The following is a 20,757-nucleotide window of genomic DNA, read 5'->3' as shown; positions in this document are numbered from 1 at the left end:
GCCGCCTTCTGCACCTGCGGCTTGGGTCGTCTCGCTCATCTCCCGCCTTCTCCTGTGTGCCTGCTCATTGCTGCTGCGTGGACCGTCGCGCTCAAGATCCCGACTGTCCGTTAGCGCCCTCCGCGAACAGCGGCGCGGCCTCTTGGGGAACGGCGCGGCCGGTGGTTTGCGCGCGGCGCAGCACCGACCAGTAATAGCGGTAGCTCGCGCGGTCGTGCAATGTGTCGCGATGGCGCGTCGGTCCCCAGTGCGCGGACTGCGCAGCCAGCAGGATTTCGGTCGCCGTGGCGATTTCTTCGTCGCGCGGCGCGAACGCGGCGACGATCGCCTCGATCTGCGCCGGGTGAATGCTCCACATCCGCGTGTAGCCGAATTCGTTGCGGGCGCGCGCGGCGTCGTTCGCGACCACGCTCATGTCGCGCACTTCCGTGCTGACGTTGTGCGACGGCACTTTGCCGTGCGCGTGGCAGGCCGCCGAGATTTCCAGCTTCGCGCGCCGCACCAGCGGATGATCGAACTGGCCCGGCGAGCGCATCGCGGTATCGGGGATCGCGCCGTCGTGCGCGGAGACGAAATCCATCAGGCCGAAGCTCAGTGCTTCGACGCCCGGCAGCGCGGCCAGGTCGAACACGCGCGTGAGCGCGCCGTGAGTTTCGACCAGCAGTTGCACCGGCACCGGTTGCGCGATGCCCAGCTCGCGCCGCGTCGCCTCGATGAACGCGACCATTTTGGCGGCGTCGGGGACGTTGCGGATTTTCGGCAGTGTGATGTAAGCAGGTGCTCGCTTCGCGGCGCGCAGGATCAGGCGCACGTCATCACGCCAAAGCGCGTGGTCGAAGTCGTGAATGCGCACGCCGACGCGGCCAAAGCGGTCATGCTCGCTGCCGAGCAGCGACGCGACCAGCTCCGCATGTTCCGCCTCGCGGCCGACTTGCGCGCCGTCTTCGCAATCGAGCGTGATGTCGAATACCGGCCCCAGTTGCTGCTGCAACGCGAGCGATTTGAGCATCAGTTTTTCGCTGCCGGCGTAGTGATCGCAGGCAGGCAGCACAGCGGGCGGCACTTCGCCGTCAAACAGCACTTCGGCGGGTGTGAGGGCGCGCATCTTCGGCGTCAGGGACGTGGGTGATGATTAGAGAAAATCTGATTCGGTCGCGTTCTGTCCAGCCACCATCTGGTGGTCGCAAAACGCGTTGGGATCAGCTGCGAAACACCGCATTCGAACGAAAAAAACCGGAACCCGCCGCGGTGACGCTACGGAGTTCCGGTTCATCGGCATCTAGTGCTTAGCCGAGCAGGTGCTGAACGCCTTCGCGCTCTTCCAGCAATTCCTGCAGCGTGCCGTCCATCTTTTCGCGCGAGAACGCGTCGATTGGCAGACCTTCGACGCGCTTGTACTCGCCGTTTTCGCACGTGACCGGCACACCGTAGATGATGTCTTCCGGAATGCCATACGAGCCGTCCGACGGAATGCCCATCGTGACCCACTTGCCGTTCGTGCCGAGGACCCAGTCACGCACGTGGTCGATTGCAGCGTTAGCCGCCGACGCCGCCGACGACAGGCCGCGCGCTTCGATAATCGCCGCGCCGCGCTTACCGACGGTCGGGATGAACGTGTTGCGGTTCCATTCGTCGTCGTTGATCAACTTGGTCAGGTCCTGACCTTCTGCCGTCGCGAAACGGAAGTCCGGGTACATGGTCGGCGAATGGTTGCCCCACACAGCCAGCTTTTCGATCGACGCGACCGGCTTGCCCGACTTGGCCGCCAGTTGCGACAGCGCGCGGTTGTGGTCCAGGCGCAGCATCGCGGTGAAGTTCTTCTTCGGCAGATCCGGCGCCGACTTCATGGCGATGTAGGCGTTCGTGTTAGCCGGGTTGCCGACCACCAGCACCTTCACGTCACGGCTTGCGACTTCGTTCAGCGCCTTGCCCTGAACCGTGAAGATTTCAGCGTTGGCCGACAGCAGATCCTTACGCTCCATGCCTTTCGAACGCGGACGCGCGCCGACCAGCAGGGCCACGTCTGCATCCTTGAATGCGACCTTCGGGTCGTCGGTGATCACGACGCCCGACAGCAGCGGGAATGCGCAATCATCCAGTTCCATCACGACGCCTTTGACGGCGCCTTGCGCTTGCGGCAGGTCGAGCAGTTGCAGGATGACCGGTTGATCCTTGCCGAGCAGGTCGCCATTGGCGATGCGGAACAGCAGGGAATAAGCGATTTGACCTGCGGCGCCGGTGACGGCAACGCGCTTTGCGGGCTTAGCCATTGAGAAATCTCCAGGACGATGCGTTAGACGCTAAGGAAAACGCCATTCTATATGCGCGTTCAGCGAAGCGTGATGAAACACGGCGGAATTCACTTTTCGCGCGCGGACTCGCAATGTGCCGAGGCCGGGTGGCGCTGCGGCAAGACCGCCATGCCGGAACCTGTACTGCCGAGCGTCCTCGACCGGTGCTTCACGTCAGCCCCCGAGGGGACTTCCCGCGCAGCGGAAAACGCTGGGCGGCCCGGTGTTTTCGCGAGAGTACGGGGGCGGGACTCTGAAACGCCGGGTAGCCGCTGCACGGTGCGGGCTCCTGCAAACAGCGCGTTTCGGCAAGCGTCTGACCAACGGATGGCGGCGAATCGAAACCTGAACTGCGAGGGAACAGCATGGTGCAGAGTGGCTGCCGGCGCGTCGCGGCGCTGCATTGAACAGCCGCGCAAAAAACCCGCAAACCCTTGCTCGACAAGGAGTGTAGGAGTCGTCAGACACAAAGTCAACATTATCTTATGTCTTATATAAGACACATCTATTGCGGGGAAAACCCTAGACGCACCCCAGCCCTTTATGATGAAATGCGCGGATGAATTCGAACCCGGCGAACACCACCAACCCGAGCGGCCAAGGGGCTGCGGGAGAAGGTGTATCCACCTCTGCCGCTCCCGCTGCGTCACCTACTTTCAGCCCGTTGTACCAGCAGATCAAGGGGCTGATTACGCAGAGTCTGGAAGGCGGCGAATGGAAGCCGGGCGAGATCATTCCTAGTGAAGTCGAATTAGCGGCAAGATACAAGGTCAGCCAGGGCACGGTGCGCAAAGCGATCGATGAGCTTGCCGCGGACAACCTGCTGGTGCGCCGCCAAGGCAAAGGCACGTTTGTCGCAACGCACAACGAGGACCGCGCCCAGTTTCGTTTCCTGAGATTGCTGGCCGATGACGGCGCGGAACATCCGCACGTCAGCCGTCTGCTCGAATGCCGGCGTTTGCGCGCGTCAGCGGACATCGCCCGGCAACTCGATCTGAAGCCGGCCGATCCGGTCGTGCTGATCAAGCGCTTGCTGCAGTTCGACGGTGAAGTCACCGTGCTCGACGAAATCTGGCTGCCCGGCGCCGTGTTCCGCGGGCTCACGCTCGAGCGCCTGTCGGAGTACAAGGGTCCCCTCTACGCGATGTTCGAGACGGAATTCGGCACCCGCATGATCCGCGCCACGGAGAAGATCCGCGCGGTAGCGGCCGAGCCGTCCGTGGCCGACCTGCTGCGCGTGCCGGCGGGTTTTCCGCTGCTGTCGGTCGAGCGCGTGTCCTATACATACGGGGACCGGCCGGTTGAAGTCCGGCGCGGTTGGTATGTCACAACCGGGTATTACTATCAGAACGATCTGAGCTGAATCGGGCTGACACAAGGCGCGCATCCCACACGCGCGCCTGTTTGACGGCGCCTTTATCGCGCGCACTGTAACGGACCTCTAGTGGTTTTCGCTGCAGCGCGATATGAAAAAGCGCTAAAATCGCGGATTGGTGTGACTAACGAGTAGGGGTCTAGCATGGCTGAAGCCGTAAAAAAACCGAGGCCGGAATTCCGGAACATCGGTATTGGGCAAATATTGACGGCATACCGTCTCCCGCTAGCGGGGCGAGTGTCGATCCTGCACCGTCTCAGCGGCGGTCTGTTGTTTGTTTTTCTTCCGTTCCTGCTGTACCTCTTTGATCAGAGCCTGACTTCCGAATTGAGTTTCGAAGTCTTCAAAGGTTTCCTCTCCAACATCATCGTCAAGCTCATCACGCTCGTTCTCGCGTGGGCTTTCCTGTTTCACTTCTGCGCCGGTGTCCGCCACCTCGTGATGGATACCAACCACAACGCGGTGACGAAGGAAAAAGGCAAGCAGACCTCTATCGTGGTCATCGTCGTGTCGTCGCTGCTCACCATTGCATTCGCGGCAAAACTGTTCGGAGCATTCTAAAAAATGTCAGCTAATAACCGAATCGGTTCGAAGCGTCTCGTCGTCGGCGCGCATTACGGTCTGCGCGACTGGCTCGCACAGCGCATCACCGCCGCCGTGATGGCGGTCTACACGGTGATCCTGCTCGCGTGGTTCTTCGGCGCACACGATTTCTCGTACGAAGGCTGGGCGTCGATCTTCGCGACGCAATGGATGAAGCTCGCCACGTTTGTCACGCTGCTTTCGCTGTTCTATCACGCGTGGGTGGGTATCCGCGACATCTGGATGGACTATGTGAAGCCCGTTGGCGTGCGCCTGTTGCTTCAGGCGCTGACGATCGTCTGGCTGCTCGCCTGTGCGGGCTACGCTGCGCAGATTCTCTGGAGAGTGTAAAAGAATGGCTGCAATCAAGAATTCTCTGCCGCGTCGTAAGTTTGACGTGGTTATCGTCGGCGCAGGCGGCTCGGGGATGCGCGCTTCGCTGCAACTCGCGCGCGCCGGTCTGTCGGTCTGCGTGCTGTCCAAGGTGTTCCCGACGCGTTCACACACGGTCGCGGCTCAAGGCGGCATCGGTGCATCGCTCGGCAACATGAGCGAAGACAACTGGCACTATCACTTCTACGACACGATCAAGGGTTCCGACTGGCTCGGCGACCAGGACGCGATCGAGTTCATGTGCCGTGAAGCGCCGAATGCAGTCTACGAACTCGAGCACTTCGGCATGCCGTTCGACCGTAACGCGGACGGCACGATTTATCAGCGCCCGTTCGGCGGCCACACTGCGAACTACGGCGAAAAGCCGGTGCAACGCGCTTGCGCGGCGGCTGACCGTACCGGTCACGCGCTGCTGCATACGCTGTATCAGCAAAACGTCGCGGCCAAGACGCAATTCTTCGTCGAATGGATGGCGCTGGACCTGATCCGCGACGCCGACGGCGACGTGCTCGGCGTGACCGCGCTCGAAATGGAAACCGGCGACGTCTACATTCTCGAAGGCAAGACCACGCTGTTCGCTACGGGCGGCGCGGGCCGGATCTTCGCGGCATCGACCAACGCGTTCATCAATACCGGTGACGGCCTGGGCATGGCCGCGCGTTCGGGCATCGCGCTGCAAGACATGGAATTCTGGCAATTCCACCCCACCGGCGTGGCCGGCGCGGGCGTGCTGATTACCGAAGGCGTGCGTGGCGAAGGCGGCATTCTGCGCAACTCGAACGGCGAGCGTTTCATGGAACGCTACGCGCCGACGCTGAAGGATCTGGCGCCACGCGACTTCGTCTCGCGTTCGATGGACCAGGAAATCAAGGAAGGCCGCGGCGTGGGTCCGAACAAGGATCACGTGTTGCTCGACCTGTCGCACATCGGCGCCGAGACGATCATGAAGCGTCTGCCGTCGATCCGTGAAATCGCGATGAAGTTCGCGAACGTCGATTGCATTAAAGAACCGATCCCGGTCGTGCCGACCATCCACTATCAGATGGGTGGTATCCCGACGAACATCAACGGTCAGGTCGTCGGCACGGCGAAGGGCTACGAAGAGGTCGTCAACGGTTTCTACGCCGTGGGCGAATGCTCGTGCGTGTCGGTGCACGGCGCCAACCGCCTGGGCACGAACTCGCTGCTCGACCTGGTGGTGTTCGGCCGCGCGGCCGGCAATCACATCGTCAAGCACGTGAAGGACATGAAGGAGCACAAGCCGCTGCCGGCCGACGCCGCCGACTTCGCGCTGTCGCGTCTGGACAAGCTCGAGAAGTCGTCGTCGGGCGAGTATGCGCAGTCGGTCGCGAACGACATCCGCGGCACGATGCAGGCCCACGCCGGCGTGTTCCGCACGTCGAAGCTGCTGGCTGAAGGCGTCGAGCGCATCCGCGAAGTGGCTGAACGTGTCGACAACATCCATCTGAAGGACAAGTCGAAGGTCTTCAACACGGCCCGTATCGAAGCACTGGAAGTGGCGAACCTGATCGAAGTGGCACGCGCCACGATGGTCTCCGCCGAAGCGCGCAAGGAAAGCCGTGGCGCGCACGCGCAGAACGACTTCGAACATCGCGACGACGAAAACTGGCTGCGCCATACGCTGTGGTTCAGCGAAGGCGATCGCCTCGACTACAAGCCGGTTCACATGCAACCGCTGACCGTCGAATCGGTGCCGCCGAAAGCGCGTACCTTCTAAGGCACAAGTCAAAGGAATTCAGAAATGGCAAAGCGTACATTTGAAATTTACCGCTACGACCCGGACAAGGACGCAGCGCCGCGCATGCAAACGTATGAGATCGAAATCGACTCGCACGAACGCATGCTGCTCGACGCGCTGCTCAAGCTGAAGGCAGTGGACGAGACCCTGTCGTTCCGCCGTTCGTGCCGTGAAGGCGTGTGCGGTTCGGACGCGATGAACATCAACGGCAAGAACGGTCTGGCCTGCCTGCAGAACATGAACGACCTGCCGCAAAAGATCGTGTTGCGTCCGCTGCCGGGCCTGCCGGTCGTGCGCGACCTGATCTGTGACTTCACGCAGTTCTTCAACCAGTATCACTCGATCAAGCCGTACCTGATCAACGATACGCCGCCGCCGGAAAAGGAACGCCTGCAGTCGCCGGAAGAACGCGACGAGCTGGATGGCCTGTACGAATGTATTCTGTGCGCTAGCTGCTCGACCTCGTGCCCGAGCTTCTGGTGGAATCCGGATAAGTTCGTCGGCCCGGCTGGTCTGTTGCAAGCCTACCGTTTCATCGCGGACAGCCGCGACGAAGCGACGGGTGAACGCCTCGACAACCTGGAAGATCCGTACCGTCTGTTCCGTTGCCACACCATCATGAATTGCGTCGACGTTTGCCCGAAGGGCCTGAACCCGACCAAGGCGATTGGCAAGATCAAGGAATTGATGGTTCGCCGCGCTGTCTGAGATGGACGAAACATCGCATCAGTCCGACCCTCTCCGCCGCGCGCGCCTTCGCTGGCGTGCGCGGCGGGGCCTGCTGGAAAACGATCTGATCTTTGAACGTTTTTTCGGCCGATATGAGCATGACCTCAGCGATGCCGATGTGGGCGCACTCACGCGCCTGCTCGAACTGAGCGATAACGACCTGATGGACTTGCTGCTGGTGCGCAAGGAACCGGAAGGCGAGCTTGCCGACCCGGATGTGATCCGGGTGCTGGAGCTGCTGCGCAACGCTTGAGCGCCGCCAGTCCGCGGCCAGTTCGTTGTCCAGGCGTGCGATTATCGAAAACCTGTATTCCATACTTCGATTGAGGATGTGCTATGACCCCGTCAGATGTTAAAGCCACGCTATCGTTCAGCGACAATTCGCCGAGCGTTGAAATGCCGATTTACAAGGGCACGCTCGGCCCGGATGTGATCGACATTCGTAAACTTTACGGCCAGACCGGCAAGTTCACGTACGACCCGGGCTTCATGTCGACGGCGGCGTGCAATTCGGCGATCACCTACATTGACGGCGACAAGGGCGAGCTGCTGTATCGCGGCTACCCGATCGACAACCTCGCGGAAAACGCCGACTTCCTCGAAACCTGCTATCTGCTGCTGAAGGGCGAACTGCCCAACGCAAAGCAGAAAGACGAGTTCGTCAACACCGTCACGAAGCACACGATGGTGCACGAGCAGATGCAGTTCTTCTTCCGCGGCTTCCGTCGCGACGCGCACCCGATGGCGATTCTGGTCGCCGCAGTCGGCGCGCTGTCGGCGTTCTATCACGACTCGCTCGACATCAACAATCCGCGTCACCGCGAAGTGTCAGCGATCCGCATGATCGCGAAGCTGCCGACGCTGGTCGCCATGGCGTACAAGTACAGCATCGGCCAGCCGTTCGTTTATCCGAAGAACGACCTGTCGTACAGCGCGAACTTCATGCGCATGATGTTCTCGAACCCGTGCGAAGAATATCAAGTCAACGACGTGCTGGTGCGCGCGCTCGACCGGATCCTGATCCTGCATGCGGACCACGAGCAGAACGCGTCGACCTCGACGGTGCGTCTCGCGGGTTCGTCGGGTGCGAATCCGTTCGCGTGTATCGCAGCGGGTATCGCATGTCTGTGGGGCCCGGCGCACGGCGGCGCGAACGAAGCCGCGCTGAACATGCTGGAAGAAATCGGCTCGGTCGACAACATTGCTGAGTTCATCAAGCAGGTGAAGGACAAGAACTCGGGCGTGAAGCTGATGGGCTTCGGCCACCGCGTGTACAAGAACTACGATCCGCGTGCGAAGCTGATGCGCGAAACCTGCCACGAAGTGCTGGAAGAACTGGGCCTGCACGACGACCCGCTGTTCAAGCTGGCAATGGCATTGGAAAAGATCGCACTCGAAGACGAATACTTCGTGTCGCGCAAGCTGTACCCGAACGTCGACTTTTACTCGGGCATCGTGCAGCGCGCGCTGGGCATCCCGACGTCGATGTTCACGTGTATTTTCGCGATGGCGCGTACGGTCGGCTGGATTGCGCAGTGGAACGAAATGATCGCCGATCCTGAACAGAAGATTGGCCGTCCGCGTCAGCTGTTCATTGGCGAGACGCAACGTGAAGCGAAGCCGATCGCGCAACGTTGATTGGTTTTGAGTCTGCGCGGTTCGTAGCGGTTGGTTTGTTGCGAGCGAGTCCGCGCTGACCGGAAAACGCCTCAACGGATTTTACCGTTGGGGCGTTTTGTTTTTGCGACGCGACGGGTCATGTGTCGTGGCGATGCAGCGTCCACGCGTCAGCCCGGCGTGCGCGCCTGGCGCGTTCGCCGTCGCGGCCGTTCGAGCGAGGGCGGGCGCGTCTCCAGATTGGGCGGCGCGGCGGCCGCATCCTTCGGCGCGTGGCCGTGTGTTTCGAAAAAGCGCCGGTAGGCACTCGGCGTCATGCCACGCGCAGACAGGAACTGTCGATTGAAATTGGCGAGATTCGGAAAGCCGGCCTTCGTGGCGATCAGTGCGATGGGCCAGGCTGTGTCCGTCAATTGCCGCGTCGCATAGCCGATGCGCAGCCGGTTCAGATAGCGTCCGACGCTTTCGCCCACATGCCGCAAGAAGTAGCGGTGCAAGGAGCGCTCCGAGAGGTTAGCCACGGCACATAGTTCGGCGACGCGCAGCGGTTCGTGGAATCGCCGGTCGAGCAGATCGAGCACGCGATTCAGCCGCTCGGCTTCCGATGCGCTGCCGCCTTGCGCGATAGCCGGCGCACCAACGGCTCGTTGCGCTGACGGCGCTGAAAGCGTAGACGACGCGCCAGGCATCGCCTGCACCGCCCCACCTTGCCGAGTATCAGCAGCACCTGTGCGGCGCGCCCCGCGCCGATGCGCAGCCGGCGACGCCAACGGCTCAGCGTCCGCTTCCGCCAGATACGCGAGCATTTCGAGCACCGCGCGCAGCCGCATACGCGGCGACCCGTCCAGCAACGCATCCTTCTGCCCGCGCATCATCATCGCGGCTTCGTTCGCAAACCGGAGCCCCGGCGCGCCACGCCTGAGCAGCGTGCGCAGCGCGGCGTACTCCGGGCAGCAATCCGCCATCCGTCGCGCCCAATCGCCACTGAACCAGACCACGATCGCCACCTGCGGCTCGCGCGCGTCGATCGGCTCCGTGGACGCCCAGGTGTGCGGCATGTCCGGCGGCACGAGCACGAGATCGTCGCCGCTGTAATCGGCGATGTGGTCGCCAGTGAAGCGGCGGCCGCGGCTGTTCAGCGTCAGCGTGAGTTCGTATTCGGGATGGTGGTGCCATTCGAACGGGATCTGCGCGAGCTGGCGATGGTAGACGCGAATCGAACAGCCATCGGGGATGGTGACGCGTTCGTATTGGGGTTTCACGGGACGCCCCTTGCCGCGTGGAAGGAGTGGCGGCGAATGTCAGGATTGTATCGGTAATTGGCCGGGAAAGATGCGTTGAGCCCGTCGAAGCGCCGTACTCTGAACGCAGGTCAGGCCCATACAGAATTCACAGGAGACAGCATCATGCCGCTCGTCATCGACAATATTCCCGCAGCAATCCGCGCCACCAAACGCGCATTGCGTGCCGCATTGCCCAACTACGCGCAAGTCTTCAACGAAGTCGAAGACGCGATCCGGCAGCAGGTCGACGCGATTCGCCGCGACCGTGAGCAAGGACGCGATGCGATTCCCGTGCTCGACTACGCGTCGATCGTTTCCGGCGAGGTCGATCCGCGGACGATCGCCGGCGTCAAAACGCGCGGCGCATGCGTGGTGCGCGGCGTCTTCGACCGGCAGCAGGCGAGCGACTGGAACGACGAAATCGCCGACTACGTGCAGCGCAACAACCTCGACGACAAGCTCGCGCATCGCGCCGAGGACAAATACTTCGGCAACCTGTCGTCGAGCAAGCCGCAGATATACGGCGTCTACTGGTCGAAGCCGCAGACGGCCGCGCGCCAGTCCGAGCAACTGACGAACACGCGCGTGTTCCTGAACCGCCTGTGGACCTCGCAGAGCGACGGCAGGCAGCACTTCGACCCCGAGCGCGTGCCGGTCTACGCGGACCGGATTCGTCGCCGGCCGCCGGGCTCGGAGTCGTTGGGCCTGTCGCCGCATGTCGACGGCGGCTCCGTCGAGCGCTGGCTCGATCCGAATTTCCAGAAGGTCTACCGGCATGTGCTGTCGGGCAACTGGCGCGCGTACGACCCGTTCGATGCTGCTCACCGCCCTGAGGTGCAGGAGATTCCATCGCCGGCGGTGTGTTCGATGTTCCGCACCTTCCAGGGCTGGACCGCGCTGACCCCGCAAGGGCCGGGCGACGGCACCTTGCAGTTGATCCCGATCGCCAACGCAATGGCCTACGTGATTCTGCGCGCCCTCCAGGACGACGTTCCCGACGAGGACCTCTGCGGGGCGCAACCAGCGCGCGCACTGTCGATCCAGCCGGCCTGGCACAGCCTGCTGCTCGAAGCGGTCACGCCGATCCCGCACATGCAGCCGGGTGACGCCGTGTTCTGGCACTGCGACGTCGTGCATTCGGTTGAGGACGCGCATCGTGGCAGCGGCTACAGCAACGTGATGTACATCTCGTCCGCGCCGTGGTGCGCGAAAAACGACGCGTATCTGAAGCGCCAGTTGCCGAGCTTCCTGCGCGGCGAAAGCCCGCCGGATTTCCCTGCCGATCACTTCGAGACGGACTTCATCGGCCGCGCTCAGGAGAGCGACTTGACGCCGCTGGGACGTGCGCAACTCGGCTTCGATCTGTCACGTTGAACATGCGTGCGCGTGACGGCGCATGACGCCGCCGTCACGCGCACAGTTTCCGGGTAACCTCGATACAGGTATCGACACTACCACCCAACTCCATGTTTTTTATCGCTTTTTTAGCGGATTGAAGGGCCCAGGGCGGTGCGCCGCGTGGCATAATCGACCGACACAGTCAGCCCGCAGTCATTACTACCCCGCATACCATGGCACAGACTCTCTACGACAAATTGTGGAACACGCACGTGGTCCACACGGAAGAAGACGGCACGACGATTCTCTATATCGACCGTCACCTGCTGCACGAAGTGACCAGCCCGCAGGCGTTCGAAGGCCTGAAGCTGGCCGAGCGGCCGGTATGGCGCATCAGCGCGAACCTTGCAGTGTCGGATCACAACGTTCCGACCACGGACCGCACCCACGGCATCGCCGACCCGGTGTCCAAGCTGCAAGTCGACACGCTCGATTCGAACTGCGACGCGTACGGCATCACGCAGTTCAAGATGAACGACATGCGCCAGGGCATCGTGCACATCATCGGGCCGGAACAGGGCGCCACACTGCCGGGCATGACGATCGTCTGCGGCGACTCGCACACGTCCACGCACGGCGCGTTCGGCGCGCTGGCGCATGGCATCGGCACGTCGGAAGTGGAGCACGTGCTGGCCACGCAAACGCTCTTGCAGAAGAAAAGCAAGAACATGCTGATCAAGGTCGAAGGCCAACTGCCGCGCGGCTGCACCGCGAAAGACATCGTGCTGGCGATCATCGGCAAGATCGGCACGGCGGGCGGTACCGGCTACGCAATCGAATTCGGCGGTTCGACGATCCGCGCGTTGTCGATGGAAGGCCGCATGACGGTCTGCAACATGGCGATCGAAGCCGGCGCGCGCGCCGGCATGGTCGCAGTCGACGACACCACCATCGAATACCTGAAGGGCCGCCCGTTCTCGCCGCAGGGTGTGGAGTGGGATCACGCGGTCGAGTACTGGAAGCAGTTCGAGTCGGACGACGGCGCGCATTTCGATCGCGTGGTCGAACTGAACGCTGCGGAAATCGTGCCGCAAGTCACGTGGGGCACGTCGCCGGAAATGGTCACGGCCGTGGACGGCCGCGTGCCGGACCCGGAACGCGAAAAGGACCCGGTCAAGCGCGACGCGATGGAACGCGCGCTGAAGTACATGGCGCTCGAACCGAATGCGCCGATCGAATCGATCAAGCCGGATAAAATCTTCATCGGGTCGTGCACCAACGCGCGCATTGAAGACATTCGCGCCGCGGCTTACGTCGTGAAGAAACTGGGCCGCCGCGTCGCGCCGACCATCCGTCTGGCGATGGTCGTGCCGGGTTCGGGGCTCGTGAAGGCGCAGGCCGAGCGCGAAGGCCTCGACAAGGTCTTTACCGACGCGGGTTTCGAATGGCGCGAGCCGGGCTGCTCGATGTGTCTCGCAATGAACGCCGACCGGTTGGATCCGGGCGAGCGTTGCGCCTCCACGTCGAATCGTAATTTTGAAGGTCGTCAGGGCGCCGGTGGCCGTACCCATCTCGTGAGCCCCGCGATGGCCGCGGCTGCGGCGATCGAAGGGCATTTCGTCGACATTCGCAAGCTTGGATAAATCGCATGATGAAGAACATGAATCGCACCACTCTCTTGCGCCGCTTCGCACTCGGTACGCTGGCCGGGCTATTGCTCGGTCTGGCCGGCTGCAACACGGTGCACGGATTCGGCCAGGACATGTCTCACCTCGGCAATTCGATCAGCAATCACGCTGAGAAATAAGCGGTTTTTGATTGTTGCCGGCGATGCGGCGAGCGGCTTTCCGGCCACCGCTCGCGTCGCCCGGTCTTGAAACAGGCGCAAGCGTCATGGATAAATTCATCGTACACACCGGCGTCGTGGCGCCGCTCGATCGCGAGAACGTCGACACGGACGCGATCATTCCGAAGCAATTCCTGAAGTCGATCAAGCGCACGGGCTTCGGTCCGAACGCGTTCGACGAATGGCGTTACCTCGATCACGGCGAACCGGGTCAGGACAACTCGAAGCGTCCGCTGAATCCGGATTTCGTGTTGAATCAGCCGCGTTATCAGGGCGCCTCGGTGTTGCTGGCGCGTAAGAACTTCGGCTGCGGCAGCTCGCGTGAGCACGCGCCGTGGGCGTTGCAGCAATACGGCTTTCGCGCGCTGATCGCGCCGAGCTTCGCGGATATCTTCTACAACAACTGCTTCAAGAACGGCCTGCTGCCGATCGTGCTGACCGACCAGCAGGTCGATCACCTGTTCAACGAAACGTATGCGTTCAACGGCTTCAAGCTGACTGTCGACCTCGACGCGCAAGTCGTGCGCACGGCGGACGGCAGCGTCGAATATCCGTTCGAAGTCGCGGGGTTTCGCAAGTATTGCCTGCTGAATGGTTTCGACGATATCGGCCTCACGCTGCGTCACGCGGACGAGATCCGCCAGTTCGAAACGGAGCGCATTGCGAAGCAGCCGTGGCTGAATCACCGCATCGTCGGATAAGTGCGTGAGGGCCTGCGGTCCGCGCGCTGATTCACGCTCAACAGTCTCGAAGAAAATCATCAAGGAATTCGCATGAAGATCGCAGTGTTGCCGGGCGACGGCATCGGTCCCGAAATCGTCAAGGAGGCCGTGAAGGTCCTGAACGTGCTCGGCGAAAAGTTCGAACTCGAAGAAGCGCCGGTTGGCGGCGCGGGCTACGAAGCGAAGGGCCACCCGTTGCCCGATTCGACGCTGGCGCTCGCGAAAGAAGCCGACGCGATCCTGTTCGGCGCCGTCGGTGACTGGAAGTACGACAAGCTCGAACGCGCGCTGCGTCCGGAGCAGGCGATTCTCGGCCTGCGCAAGCACCTGGAGCTGTTCGCGAACTTCCGTCCGGCAATCTGCTATCCGCAGCTCACCGGCGCGTCGTCGCTGAAGGAAGAGATCGTCTCGGGTCTGGACATCCTGATCGTGCGCGAACTGAATGGCGACATCTACTTCGGCGCGCCGCGCGGCGTGCGCTCAGCGCCGGACGGGCCGTTCGCCGGCGCGAAGGAAGGCTTCGACACGATGCGTTATTCGGAACCCGAAGTGCGCCGCATCGCGCACGTCGCATTCCAGGCAGCGCAAAAGCGCGGCAAGAAGCTGACTTCGGTGGATAAAGCCAACGTGCTCGAAACGTCGCAGCTCTGGAAAGACGTGATGATCGACGTGTCGAAGGAATACGCGGACGTCGAGCTGTCGCACATGTACGTCGACAACGCCGCAATGCAACTGGTCAAGGCGCCGAAGTCGTTCGACGTGATCGTCACCGGCAATATGTTCGGCGACATTCTGTCCGATGAGGCGGCCATGCTGACGGGCTCGATCGGCATGCTGCCGTCGGCGTCGCTCGACAAGAACAACAAGGGCTTGTACGAGCCGTCGCACGGCTCCGCGCCGGATATCGCCGGCAAGGGCGTGGCCAATCCGTTAGCCACCATCCTGTCGGCGGCGATGATGCTGCGTTATTCGCTGAACAAGGCGGAGCAGGCCGATCGCATTGAAAGCGCGGTGAAAAAGGTGCTCGAGCAGGGTTACCGCACGGGCGACATTCTCACACCGGGTTGCAAGCAGGTGGGTACCGCCGCGATGGGCGACGCCGTCGTCGCAGCGCTGTAAAGGGCGTTGGACTGAACTCGGTAAAGAGGTCGTCAAACGGTCTTTAAAACGCAGATCGGCCCCGAAACAGGTCGATTTGCGCGCAATACGGACGGCAGCGGCGAATGACGTCGCCGGATTCCGGTTTTCGTGTATATTGTAGCGATGGCGCAGATCTCCCCAATCTCCTCGATTTCGAAACTGCACGGCAAAACGGCCCGTGCGGTCGAGCTCGCCATTACCACCAAAGCGCTCATTAAAGCGATTACCCCGAAAACGATCACGAAACGCTGATCGTCCGTCGTGCCCGCTCATCTTCCCCGCGCGGTCACTGCGCGGCAAAGATGCGGGGAAGATTCCACTCGAAGGGTATGAAGTCATGAACGTAGGTCTCGTAGGTTGGCGCGGCATGGTCGGCAGCGTCCTGATGCAGCGCATGCAGCAGGAAGGCGATTTCGACTTGATCGAACCCATGTTTTTCAGCACCAGCAACGCGGGCGGCAACGCGCCGTCGTTCGCCAAAAACGAGACCAAGCTCAAAGATGCGACAAGCATCGAAGACCTGAAGAAGTGCGAAGCGATCATCTCCTGCCAGGGTGGTGACTACACGAACGAAGTATTCCCGAAGCTGCGCGCGGCGGGCTGGAACGGCTACTGGATCGACGCGGCTTCGTCGCTGCGCATGAAGGATGACGCGGTCATCATTCTCGATCCGGTCAACCTCGACGTGATCAAGAACGCGCTGGTCAAGGGCCAGAAGAACTTCATCGGCGGCAACTGCACGGTCAGCCTGATGCTGATGGCGCTCGGCGGCCTGTTCCGCGAAAACCTCGTCGACTGGATGACGGCCATGACGTACCAGGCCGCTTCGGGCGCGGGCGCGCAGAACATGCGCGAACTGCTGCAACAAATGGGCACGCTGTACGGTGCGGCCAAGGAAGACCTCGCCGATCCGTCGTCGGCGATTCTCGACATCGACCGCCGCGTGTTGAGCGCGATGAACAGCGACCGCATGCCGACCGACCACTTCGGCGTGCCGCTCGCCGGCTCGCTGATCCCGTGGATCGACAAGGACCTCGGCAACGGCATGTCGAAGGAAGAGTGGAAGGGCGGGGCCGAAACCAACAAGATTCTCGGCAAGCCGGCCATGGGCACGCCGGGTTCGATCCCGGTCGACGGTCTGTGCGTGCGCATCGGCGCGATGCGCTGCCACTCGCAGGCGCTGACCATCAAGCTGAACAAGGACGTGCCGCTCGACGAGGTGAACAGCATCCTCGCGTCGGGCAACGAGTGGGTCAAGGTCGTGCCGAACGAGCGCGAAGCGTCGATGCGCGATTTGTCCCCGGCGGTAGTGACGGGCACGCTGACGGTGCCGGTCGGCCGGGTGCGCAAGCTCGCGATGGGTGGCGAATATCTGTCGGCCTTCACGGTCGGCGATCAGCTGTTGTGGGGCGCGGCCGAACCGCTGCGTCGCATGCTTCGCATTGTGCTCGACAAGTAAAGTAAACTACGCGCTCACGACGCGTAGAAAACTCAAAAAGCGTCGCGCTTGCGCGGCGCTTTTTTCATTGTGTGCTCCGATTATCTTGTCTCTTTCAAACCGCAAAAAAGGGCTGCGCGCTGACGCGCCAGGAGTCCCGATGAACCTTCGACTCTCATCCCTTCGGGCTATGTCCAATCATCAAGATAAGGGCCGATTGACGGGCCATCCGGTGGCCGCGGCCGCTTTGGCCTTCGCTCTGGCCGGCGCTGGCATGGGTAGCGCGCTAGCCGCGCCCGGCGATGCCGCGAGCGCGCCGGACGCCGCGTCCGTTTCGTATGCGGCCGGCAGTCAATACACGGTGCGGCCTGGGCAATCGTTGAACGACGTGGCGATTGCGGTCACGCAGTCGCACGACCGGGCGACGCTCGCCCGCGCGACGCGCGCATTGTTCGATACGAATCCGAACGCGTTCATGAGCCATGATCCGAGCCGGCTGCGCGTGGGAGCGCTGTTGACGGTGCCGGCGCTGGATGCGTCCGGGGCGTTGGCCGCTTCTTCGGCGGCCGCGCAGGCGGCTGTGGGCGCGTCTGCGCCGAGTACGGCGGTGGCGGCTGAGGCGGCGAGCAGCGCCGCGCAGGTCAATGCGGCGGCGGCGAGTGCCGCCAGCGCGGCTAGCGCGGCGGCCCATGCTGCTGCGCCTGCTGTTTTGGGGACGGCCAGCACGTCGGCTGAGGCAAACTCAACACCGGCCGGCGCGGCTGCAGGCGGCGCGGTTTCGTCGGCGCCGGCAGCGGGCTCGCAGGCGGCCGCATCGTCTTCGGCCAGTGACGTGCACGAGTGGTCGGGTGCGATTCAATCGACGGCGAGCGAGCCTGCCGCTGGCACTCAGCCGCAAGCCCCCGGAACGGCTCCGGCGACGGCGGGTGTACAGCCGGCATCGCAGCCGCGTGCACAGGTCTCCAGCTTGCAGCAATTGCTCGCGCTGAAGAACCGCGTGCTGATGGAGTTGCAGAAGCATGGAATCGGTGGTGCGCCGGTGACGACCAGCGGCACTGCGTCTACGGGCGCGGCCAAGCCGGCGGCGGGTGCGTCGTCGGCGGGGCCGGCTGGGACGGGGCAGGGTGCTGCGGCGGTGGTTCCCGCGCCGAATAGTGGCGGCATGTCGCAAGTAGAGTTGAGCATCGCTGCGGCGGTTGGCGCGGCGTTGGTCGTGCTGCTCGCGGCTTTGCGCATGCGTCGGCGCAAGCGTGAGGCGGGTGCGGCGGCGGACGCTGCGTCCGCGGATCGCGATATGGCTGCATCGGCGCGGGCAAGCGAGCCGCAGGGCGGCGTCGCGACACACGGACAGACGCTGGCGAGTGAGGTAGCGGGCGCGGATGACGATCAGTCGGTGCGCGATGCTGCTGCGGTGGCAGCGGCGGAGCGTCCGGCAGCCGAGGAGGCTGCAAGAGAACGCGCGGCAGCCGAACGTGAAGCGGGGGAACGTGAAGCAGCAGAACGCGCAGCAGCAGAACGCGCAGCAGCCGAACGCGCAGCAGCCGAACGCGCAGCAGCCGAACGCGCAGCAGCCGAACGCGCAGCAGCCGAACGCGCAGCAGCCGAACGCGCAGCAGCCGAACAAGCCGCAGCGGATCGCACGGCAACAGAAGCGGCAGCGCAACAAGCAATGTCCGAGCCAGCCGCAGAACACCAAGCTCGCCCAGACTCTTTCACCCAAGACCACGCTTCACCCGAACAAAGCGGGCAAGAACTTCCCACGTCGCCCGCACACGTCGAATCAGCGCAACCAACCGCGAACGCCCCCGAGCCCGCCGACAGCGCTTTCCCGTCAGAGCCTCTTCCCGCAGCTCATCAAGAGAGCATCCACGGCGCGACCACGGCGGCAAGCCTCGCCGCCGCCGCGGAACTCGGCGCCGAAGCGTTGCCGCTGGCTCCGCTCGAACCGGTCGACGAAACCTCGCAGCAGGACGACCCCGCTCGCCCCCCGCAATCGAATGACGGGCCGGCGCCTGGCGCGTCGGCCGCGCAACAAGAACCGGCAACCGAGCTGCAGAGTCGTCCGAATACCCCAGTACCCGTGATCAATTTCACGCAGCAAAACACCGAGCCGCGCACGGTTCCCCCGTTCGTCCCGCCGTCCGACGAGGCGTTGTCGAGCAAGTTCCCCGAGAGGCAGACGCAAGCTCAGCCTGCTTCCGCCGTCCCAAGCGAATTCCCGCGCGATGCCGTCGACGCGTTCGGCAGTCTCGACATGCCGCTGCCGCCGCGAATCGAGTTACCTGCCGGCACCGAGCATGCCCCGACCTCTCTGGCGACGCAGCCGGTCGCATCGCCGGAAACCACTGCTCAGCAAGCGTTCGCGCCGCACGAATCGGAAGACGCCCCGCATATCGCCGATGAAATCGCCGCCGGCACGGCCGGCCACGCGGCCGTTGCGGGCCTGGGCGCGGCTGGCTTCGGCTCGTTGAACCTCGACTTCGACCTCGAACTGCCGCCGAGCCCGGCCCAGCCGCTGCCGGCGTTTACGCAGACCGATCTGATCCGTATCGCCCGCAACAAGCTCGATCTGGCCTCCGAGTACATCGAACTGGGCGATCTGTCCGGCGCGCGCGCGCTCATCAACGAAGTGATCGAAGCGGACGATCCGGCCACGCGCACCGAGGCCCGCGCGTTGCTCTCGACGCTGGCGCCGTTGTCGTGAAGCGGATTGCATTAGGCGTCCAGTACGACGGCGCGGCATTCGGCGGTTGGCAGACGCAACCGCACGGTAAGACGGTGCAGAACGAACTCGAACGGGTACTGCGCGAATTCGCGCAGATGCCCGTGCACACCGTGGTGGCGGGCCGCACGGATGCGGGTGTGCATGGGCTCGGCCAAGTCGTGCATTTCGACACCGAACTCGACCGTCTGGATATTTCCTGGGTGCGCGGCCCCAACTCTTTTCTGCCAAAGACGATCGGCGTGCAGTGGGCCAAGCCGATGCCCGACGACTTTCACGCGCGCTTTTCGGCGTTCGAGCGGACCTACTACTACGTGCTGTACGTCAGTCCGGTGCGCTCGCCGATGCTGGCGACGCGAGCTGGCTGGGTCCATACGCCGCTCGATGTCGACGCGATGCGAGCCTGCGTCGTCCATCTGCTCGGCGAGCGCGACTTTTCGGCGTTCCGCTCGTCGCAATGCCAGTCGAAAACGCCAGTGAAGCACCTGTACCAGATCGACATTCGGCCGCAGGGCGATTTCATTCATTTCCGCTTCCGGGCGAATGCGTTCCTGCATCACATGGTGCGCAACCTGATGGGCTGTCTGATCGAAGTGGGACGTGGCCGCCGGCCACCCGAATGGTTGGCCGAGGTGCTCGCGAGCCGCCGCCGCGACTGCGCCGCGCCCACTTTCATGCCGGACGGCTTGTATCTGGCGCAAGTGGGCTATCCTGAGAAATTCGCGGTGCCCGTGCCGCAAACGGGCAGCGTGCCGTGGAGTACCGTATGGACCGATCAACCGGAAACATGAAAGCAAGCGAAGACCCGGCCCACCCAGCCGATGCCGCCACGCAGCAGAGCGCCGTGCCGCATCGCACGCGCATCAAACTGTGCGGACTGTCGAAACCGGGGGACGTCGCCCATGCGATCGACCTCGGCGCCGACGCAATCGGCCTCGTGTTCTATCCACCGAGCCCGCGCTCGGTCAGCGTCGCCCAAGCGGTCGAACTGGTACACGATGTGCCGCCTTTCGTGTCGGTGGTCGGTCTGTTCGTCAACGCGACATCGGACTGGGTCCGCGAAGTGGCGAGCAATGTCGGGCTCACGCTGCTTCAATTTCACGGCGACGAGACCGCCGATCAGTGCGAATCGCTCGCGGGTGTTGCGGGTTTGCCTTGGTTGCGAGCGTTGCGCGTCGCGGCGGACACTCGACCGGCCGATTTGGTAAAATCGGCTCTTAACTATTCAGCGGCCAGTGCTCTTCTGTTCGACACCCATGTCGAAGGCTATGGCGGCGGCGGGAAGGTTTTCGATTGGTCACTTATTCCAGCAGAGCTCGCGCGTCGGGCCGTTTTGAGTGGTGGGTTGAACGCGCAAAACGTCAGTGACGCGATCCATCGCGTGCGCCCGTACGCGGTCGATGTCTCGAGCGGCATCGAAGTCACGGGCGCCAAGGGCGTGAAGGATCACGCCCGGATGGCGGCATTCGTGCGCGCGGTGCGCGCAGCAGATGCCGAATGATTCAGGCCAGCGGCTTTCTCC

19 protein-coding genes are annotated in these 20,757 nt (G+C 63.0%); 16 read left to right on the top strand and 3 right to left on the bottom strand.

The genetic code is table 11. From position 1 onward, the window contains the following. Window positions 1–91: 91 nt before the first annotated feature. Together PQR02_RS19165 and PQR02_RS19160 are read right to left on the bottom strand one after the other, a co-directional pair. On the bottom strand, window positions 92–1,105 hold the full coding sequence (locus tag PQR02_RS19165; protein ID WP_408234170.1) for an HpcH/HpaI aldolase/citrate lyase family protein: 1,014 nt from the start codon (window positions 1,103–1,105) through the stop codon (window positions 92–94). A 181-nt stretch (window positions 1,106–1,286) separates the two neighbouring features. Continuing rightward, on the bottom strand, window positions 1,287–2,270 hold the full coding sequence (locus PQR02_RS19160; RefSeq protein WP_408234167.1) for a malate dehydrogenase: 984 nt from the start codon (window positions 2,268–2,270) through the stop codon (window positions 1,287–1,289). A gap of 580 nt (window positions 2,271–2,850) precedes the next feature. Between PQR02_RS19160 and PQR02_RS19155 the strand changes: the two genes are divergently transcribed. The 7 genes from PQR02_RS19155 to gltA all read left to right on the top strand — a co-directional run bounded on the left by PQR02_RS19155 (window position 2,851) and on the right by gltA (window position 8,767). Next, window positions 2,851–3,654, top strand: a complete 804-nt coding sequence (locus PQR02_RS19155) for a GntR family transcriptional regulator (RefSeq protein WP_408234164.1) — start codon at window positions 2,851–2,853, stop codon at window positions 3,652–3,654. A gap of 156 nt (window positions 3,655–3,810) precedes the next feature. Continuing rightward, entirely contained in the window at window positions 3,811–4,227 is a 417-nt protein-coding gene (sdhC, locus tag PQR02_RS19150; RefSeq protein ID WP_408234161.1) for a succinate dehydrogenase, cytochrome b556 subunit, read from the top strand. Window positions 4,228–4,230: 3 nt separating this feature from the next. Next, on the top strand, window positions 4,231–4,599 hold the full coding sequence (gene sdhD / locus PQR02_RS19145; RefSeq protein WP_408234158.1) for a succinate dehydrogenase, hydrophobic membrane anchor protein: 369 nt from the start codon (window positions 4,231–4,233) through the stop codon (window positions 4,597–4,599). Between the two features lie 4 nt (window positions 4,600–4,603). Beyond that, window positions 4,604–6,379, top strand: a complete 1,776-nt coding sequence (sdhA, locus tag PQR02_RS19140; protein WP_408234155.1) for a succinate dehydrogenase flavoprotein subunit — start codon at window positions 4,604–4,606, stop codon at window positions 6,377–6,379. 24 nt (window positions 6,380–6,403) lie between these two features. Continuing rightward, window positions 6,404–7,108 (top strand): succinate dehydrogenase iron-sulfur subunit, encoded by a 705-nt coding sequence (locus tag PQR02_RS19135; RefSeq protein ID WP_007178777.1) that lies wholly within the window; start codon window positions 6,404–6,406, stop codon window positions 7,106–7,108. A gap of 1 nt (window position 7,109) precedes the next feature. Then, window positions 7,110–7,382 carry an FAD assembly factor SdhE gene (locus PQR02_RS19130; protein ID WP_042329019.1) on the top strand — a complete coding sequence of 91 codons (273 nt, stop codon included), beginning with the start codon at window positions 7,110–7,112 and terminating at the stop codon, window positions 7,380–7,382. Between the two features lie 83 nt (window positions 7,383–7,465). Then, window positions 7,466–8,767 carry a citrate synthase gene (gltA, locus tag PQR02_RS19125; RefSeq protein WP_408234150.1) on the top strand — a complete coding sequence of 434 codons (1,302 nt, stop codon included), beginning with the start codon at window positions 7,466–7,468 and terminating at the stop codon, window positions 8,765–8,767. A 149-nt stretch (window positions 8,768–8,916) separates the two neighbouring features. On the opposite strand, the gene PQR02_RS19120 is transcribed toward gltA, so the two are convergent. Further along, window positions 8,917–10,008, bottom strand: a complete 1,092-nt coding sequence (locus PQR02_RS19120; RefSeq protein WP_408234147.1) for a helix-turn-helix domain-containing protein — start codon at window positions 10,006–10,008, stop codon at window positions 8,917–8,919. Window positions 10,009–10,152: 144 nt separating this feature from the next. On the opposite strand from PQR02_RS19120, the gene PQR02_RS19115 reads away from it, so the two are divergent. From PQR02_RS19115 to PQR02_RS19075, 9 genes are all read left to right on the top strand, one after another. Continuing rightward, window positions 10,153–11,403 carry a DUF1479 domain-containing protein gene (locus PQR02_RS19115; RefSeq protein WP_408234144.1) on the top strand — a complete coding sequence of 417 codons (1,251 nt, stop codon included), beginning with the start codon at window positions 10,153–10,155 and terminating at the stop codon, window positions 11,401–11,403. Between the two features lie 197 nt (window positions 11,404–11,600). Beyond that, entirely contained in the window at window positions 11,601–13,010 is a 1,410-nt protein-coding gene (gene leuC / locus PQR02_RS19110; protein WP_408234141.1) for a 3-isopropylmalate dehydratase large subunit, read from the top strand. A 5-nt stretch (window positions 13,011–13,015) separates the two neighbouring features. Further along, complete coding sequence (locus PQR02_RS19105; protein WP_006047595.1) at window positions 13,016–13,174, top strand: entericidin A/B family lipoprotein; 159 nt, start codon at window positions 13,016–13,018, stop codon at window positions 13,172–13,174. Between the two features lie 86 nt (window positions 13,175–13,260). After that, a complete protein-coding gene (leuD, locus tag PQR02_RS19100) occupies window positions 13,261–13,914 on the top strand; it encodes a 3-isopropylmalate dehydratase small subunit (protein ID WP_408234137.1) in 654 nt (217 codons plus the stop codon). 72 nt (window positions 13,915–13,986) lie between these two features. After that, the gene (leuB, locus tag PQR02_RS19095) at window positions 13,987–15,054 is read left to right on the top strand and encodes a 3-isopropylmalate dehydrogenase (protein ID WP_408234135.1); all 1,068 of its coding nucleotides are present in this window, start codon (window positions 13,987–13,989) and stop codon (window positions 15,052–15,054) included. A 358-nt stretch (window positions 15,055–15,412) separates the two neighbouring features. Next, entirely contained in the window at window positions 15,413–16,534 is a 1,122-nt protein-coding gene (gene asd, locus PQR02_RS19090; protein WP_408234132.1) for an aspartate-semialdehyde dehydrogenase, read from the top strand. A 139-nt stretch (window positions 16,535–16,673) separates the two neighbouring features. After that, complete coding sequence (locus PQR02_RS19085; protein WP_408234129.1) at window positions 16,674–19,217, top strand: FimV/HubP family polar landmark protein; 2,544 nt, start codon at window positions 16,674–16,676, stop codon at window positions 19,215–19,217. Then, window positions 19,214–20,026 (top strand): tRNA pseudouridine(38-40) synthase TruA, encoded by an 813-nt coding sequence (gene truA / locus PQR02_RS19080; protein ID WP_408234126.1) that lies wholly within the window; start codon window positions 19,214–19,216, stop codon window positions 20,024–20,026. The genes PQR02_RS19085 and truA overlap by 4 nt, the downstream gene beginning before the upstream one ends. Next, a complete protein-coding gene (locus PQR02_RS19075) occupies window positions 20,023–20,736 on the top strand; it encodes a phosphoribosylanthranilate isomerase (protein ID WP_408234176.1) in 714 nt (237 codons plus the stop codon). The genes truA and PQR02_RS19075 overlap by 4 nt, the downstream gene beginning before the upstream one ends. Window positions 20,737–20,757 lie beyond the last annotated feature (21 nt).

The sequence above is a fragment of the Paraburkholderia sediminicola genome (genome assembly GCF_046026895.1).
GTDB lineage: Bacteria > Pseudomonadota > Gammaproteobacteria > Burkholderiales > Burkholderiaceae > Paraburkholderia > Paraburkholderia sediminicola_C.
This window is presented reverse-complemented; position numbering and strand designations above follow the sequence as displayed.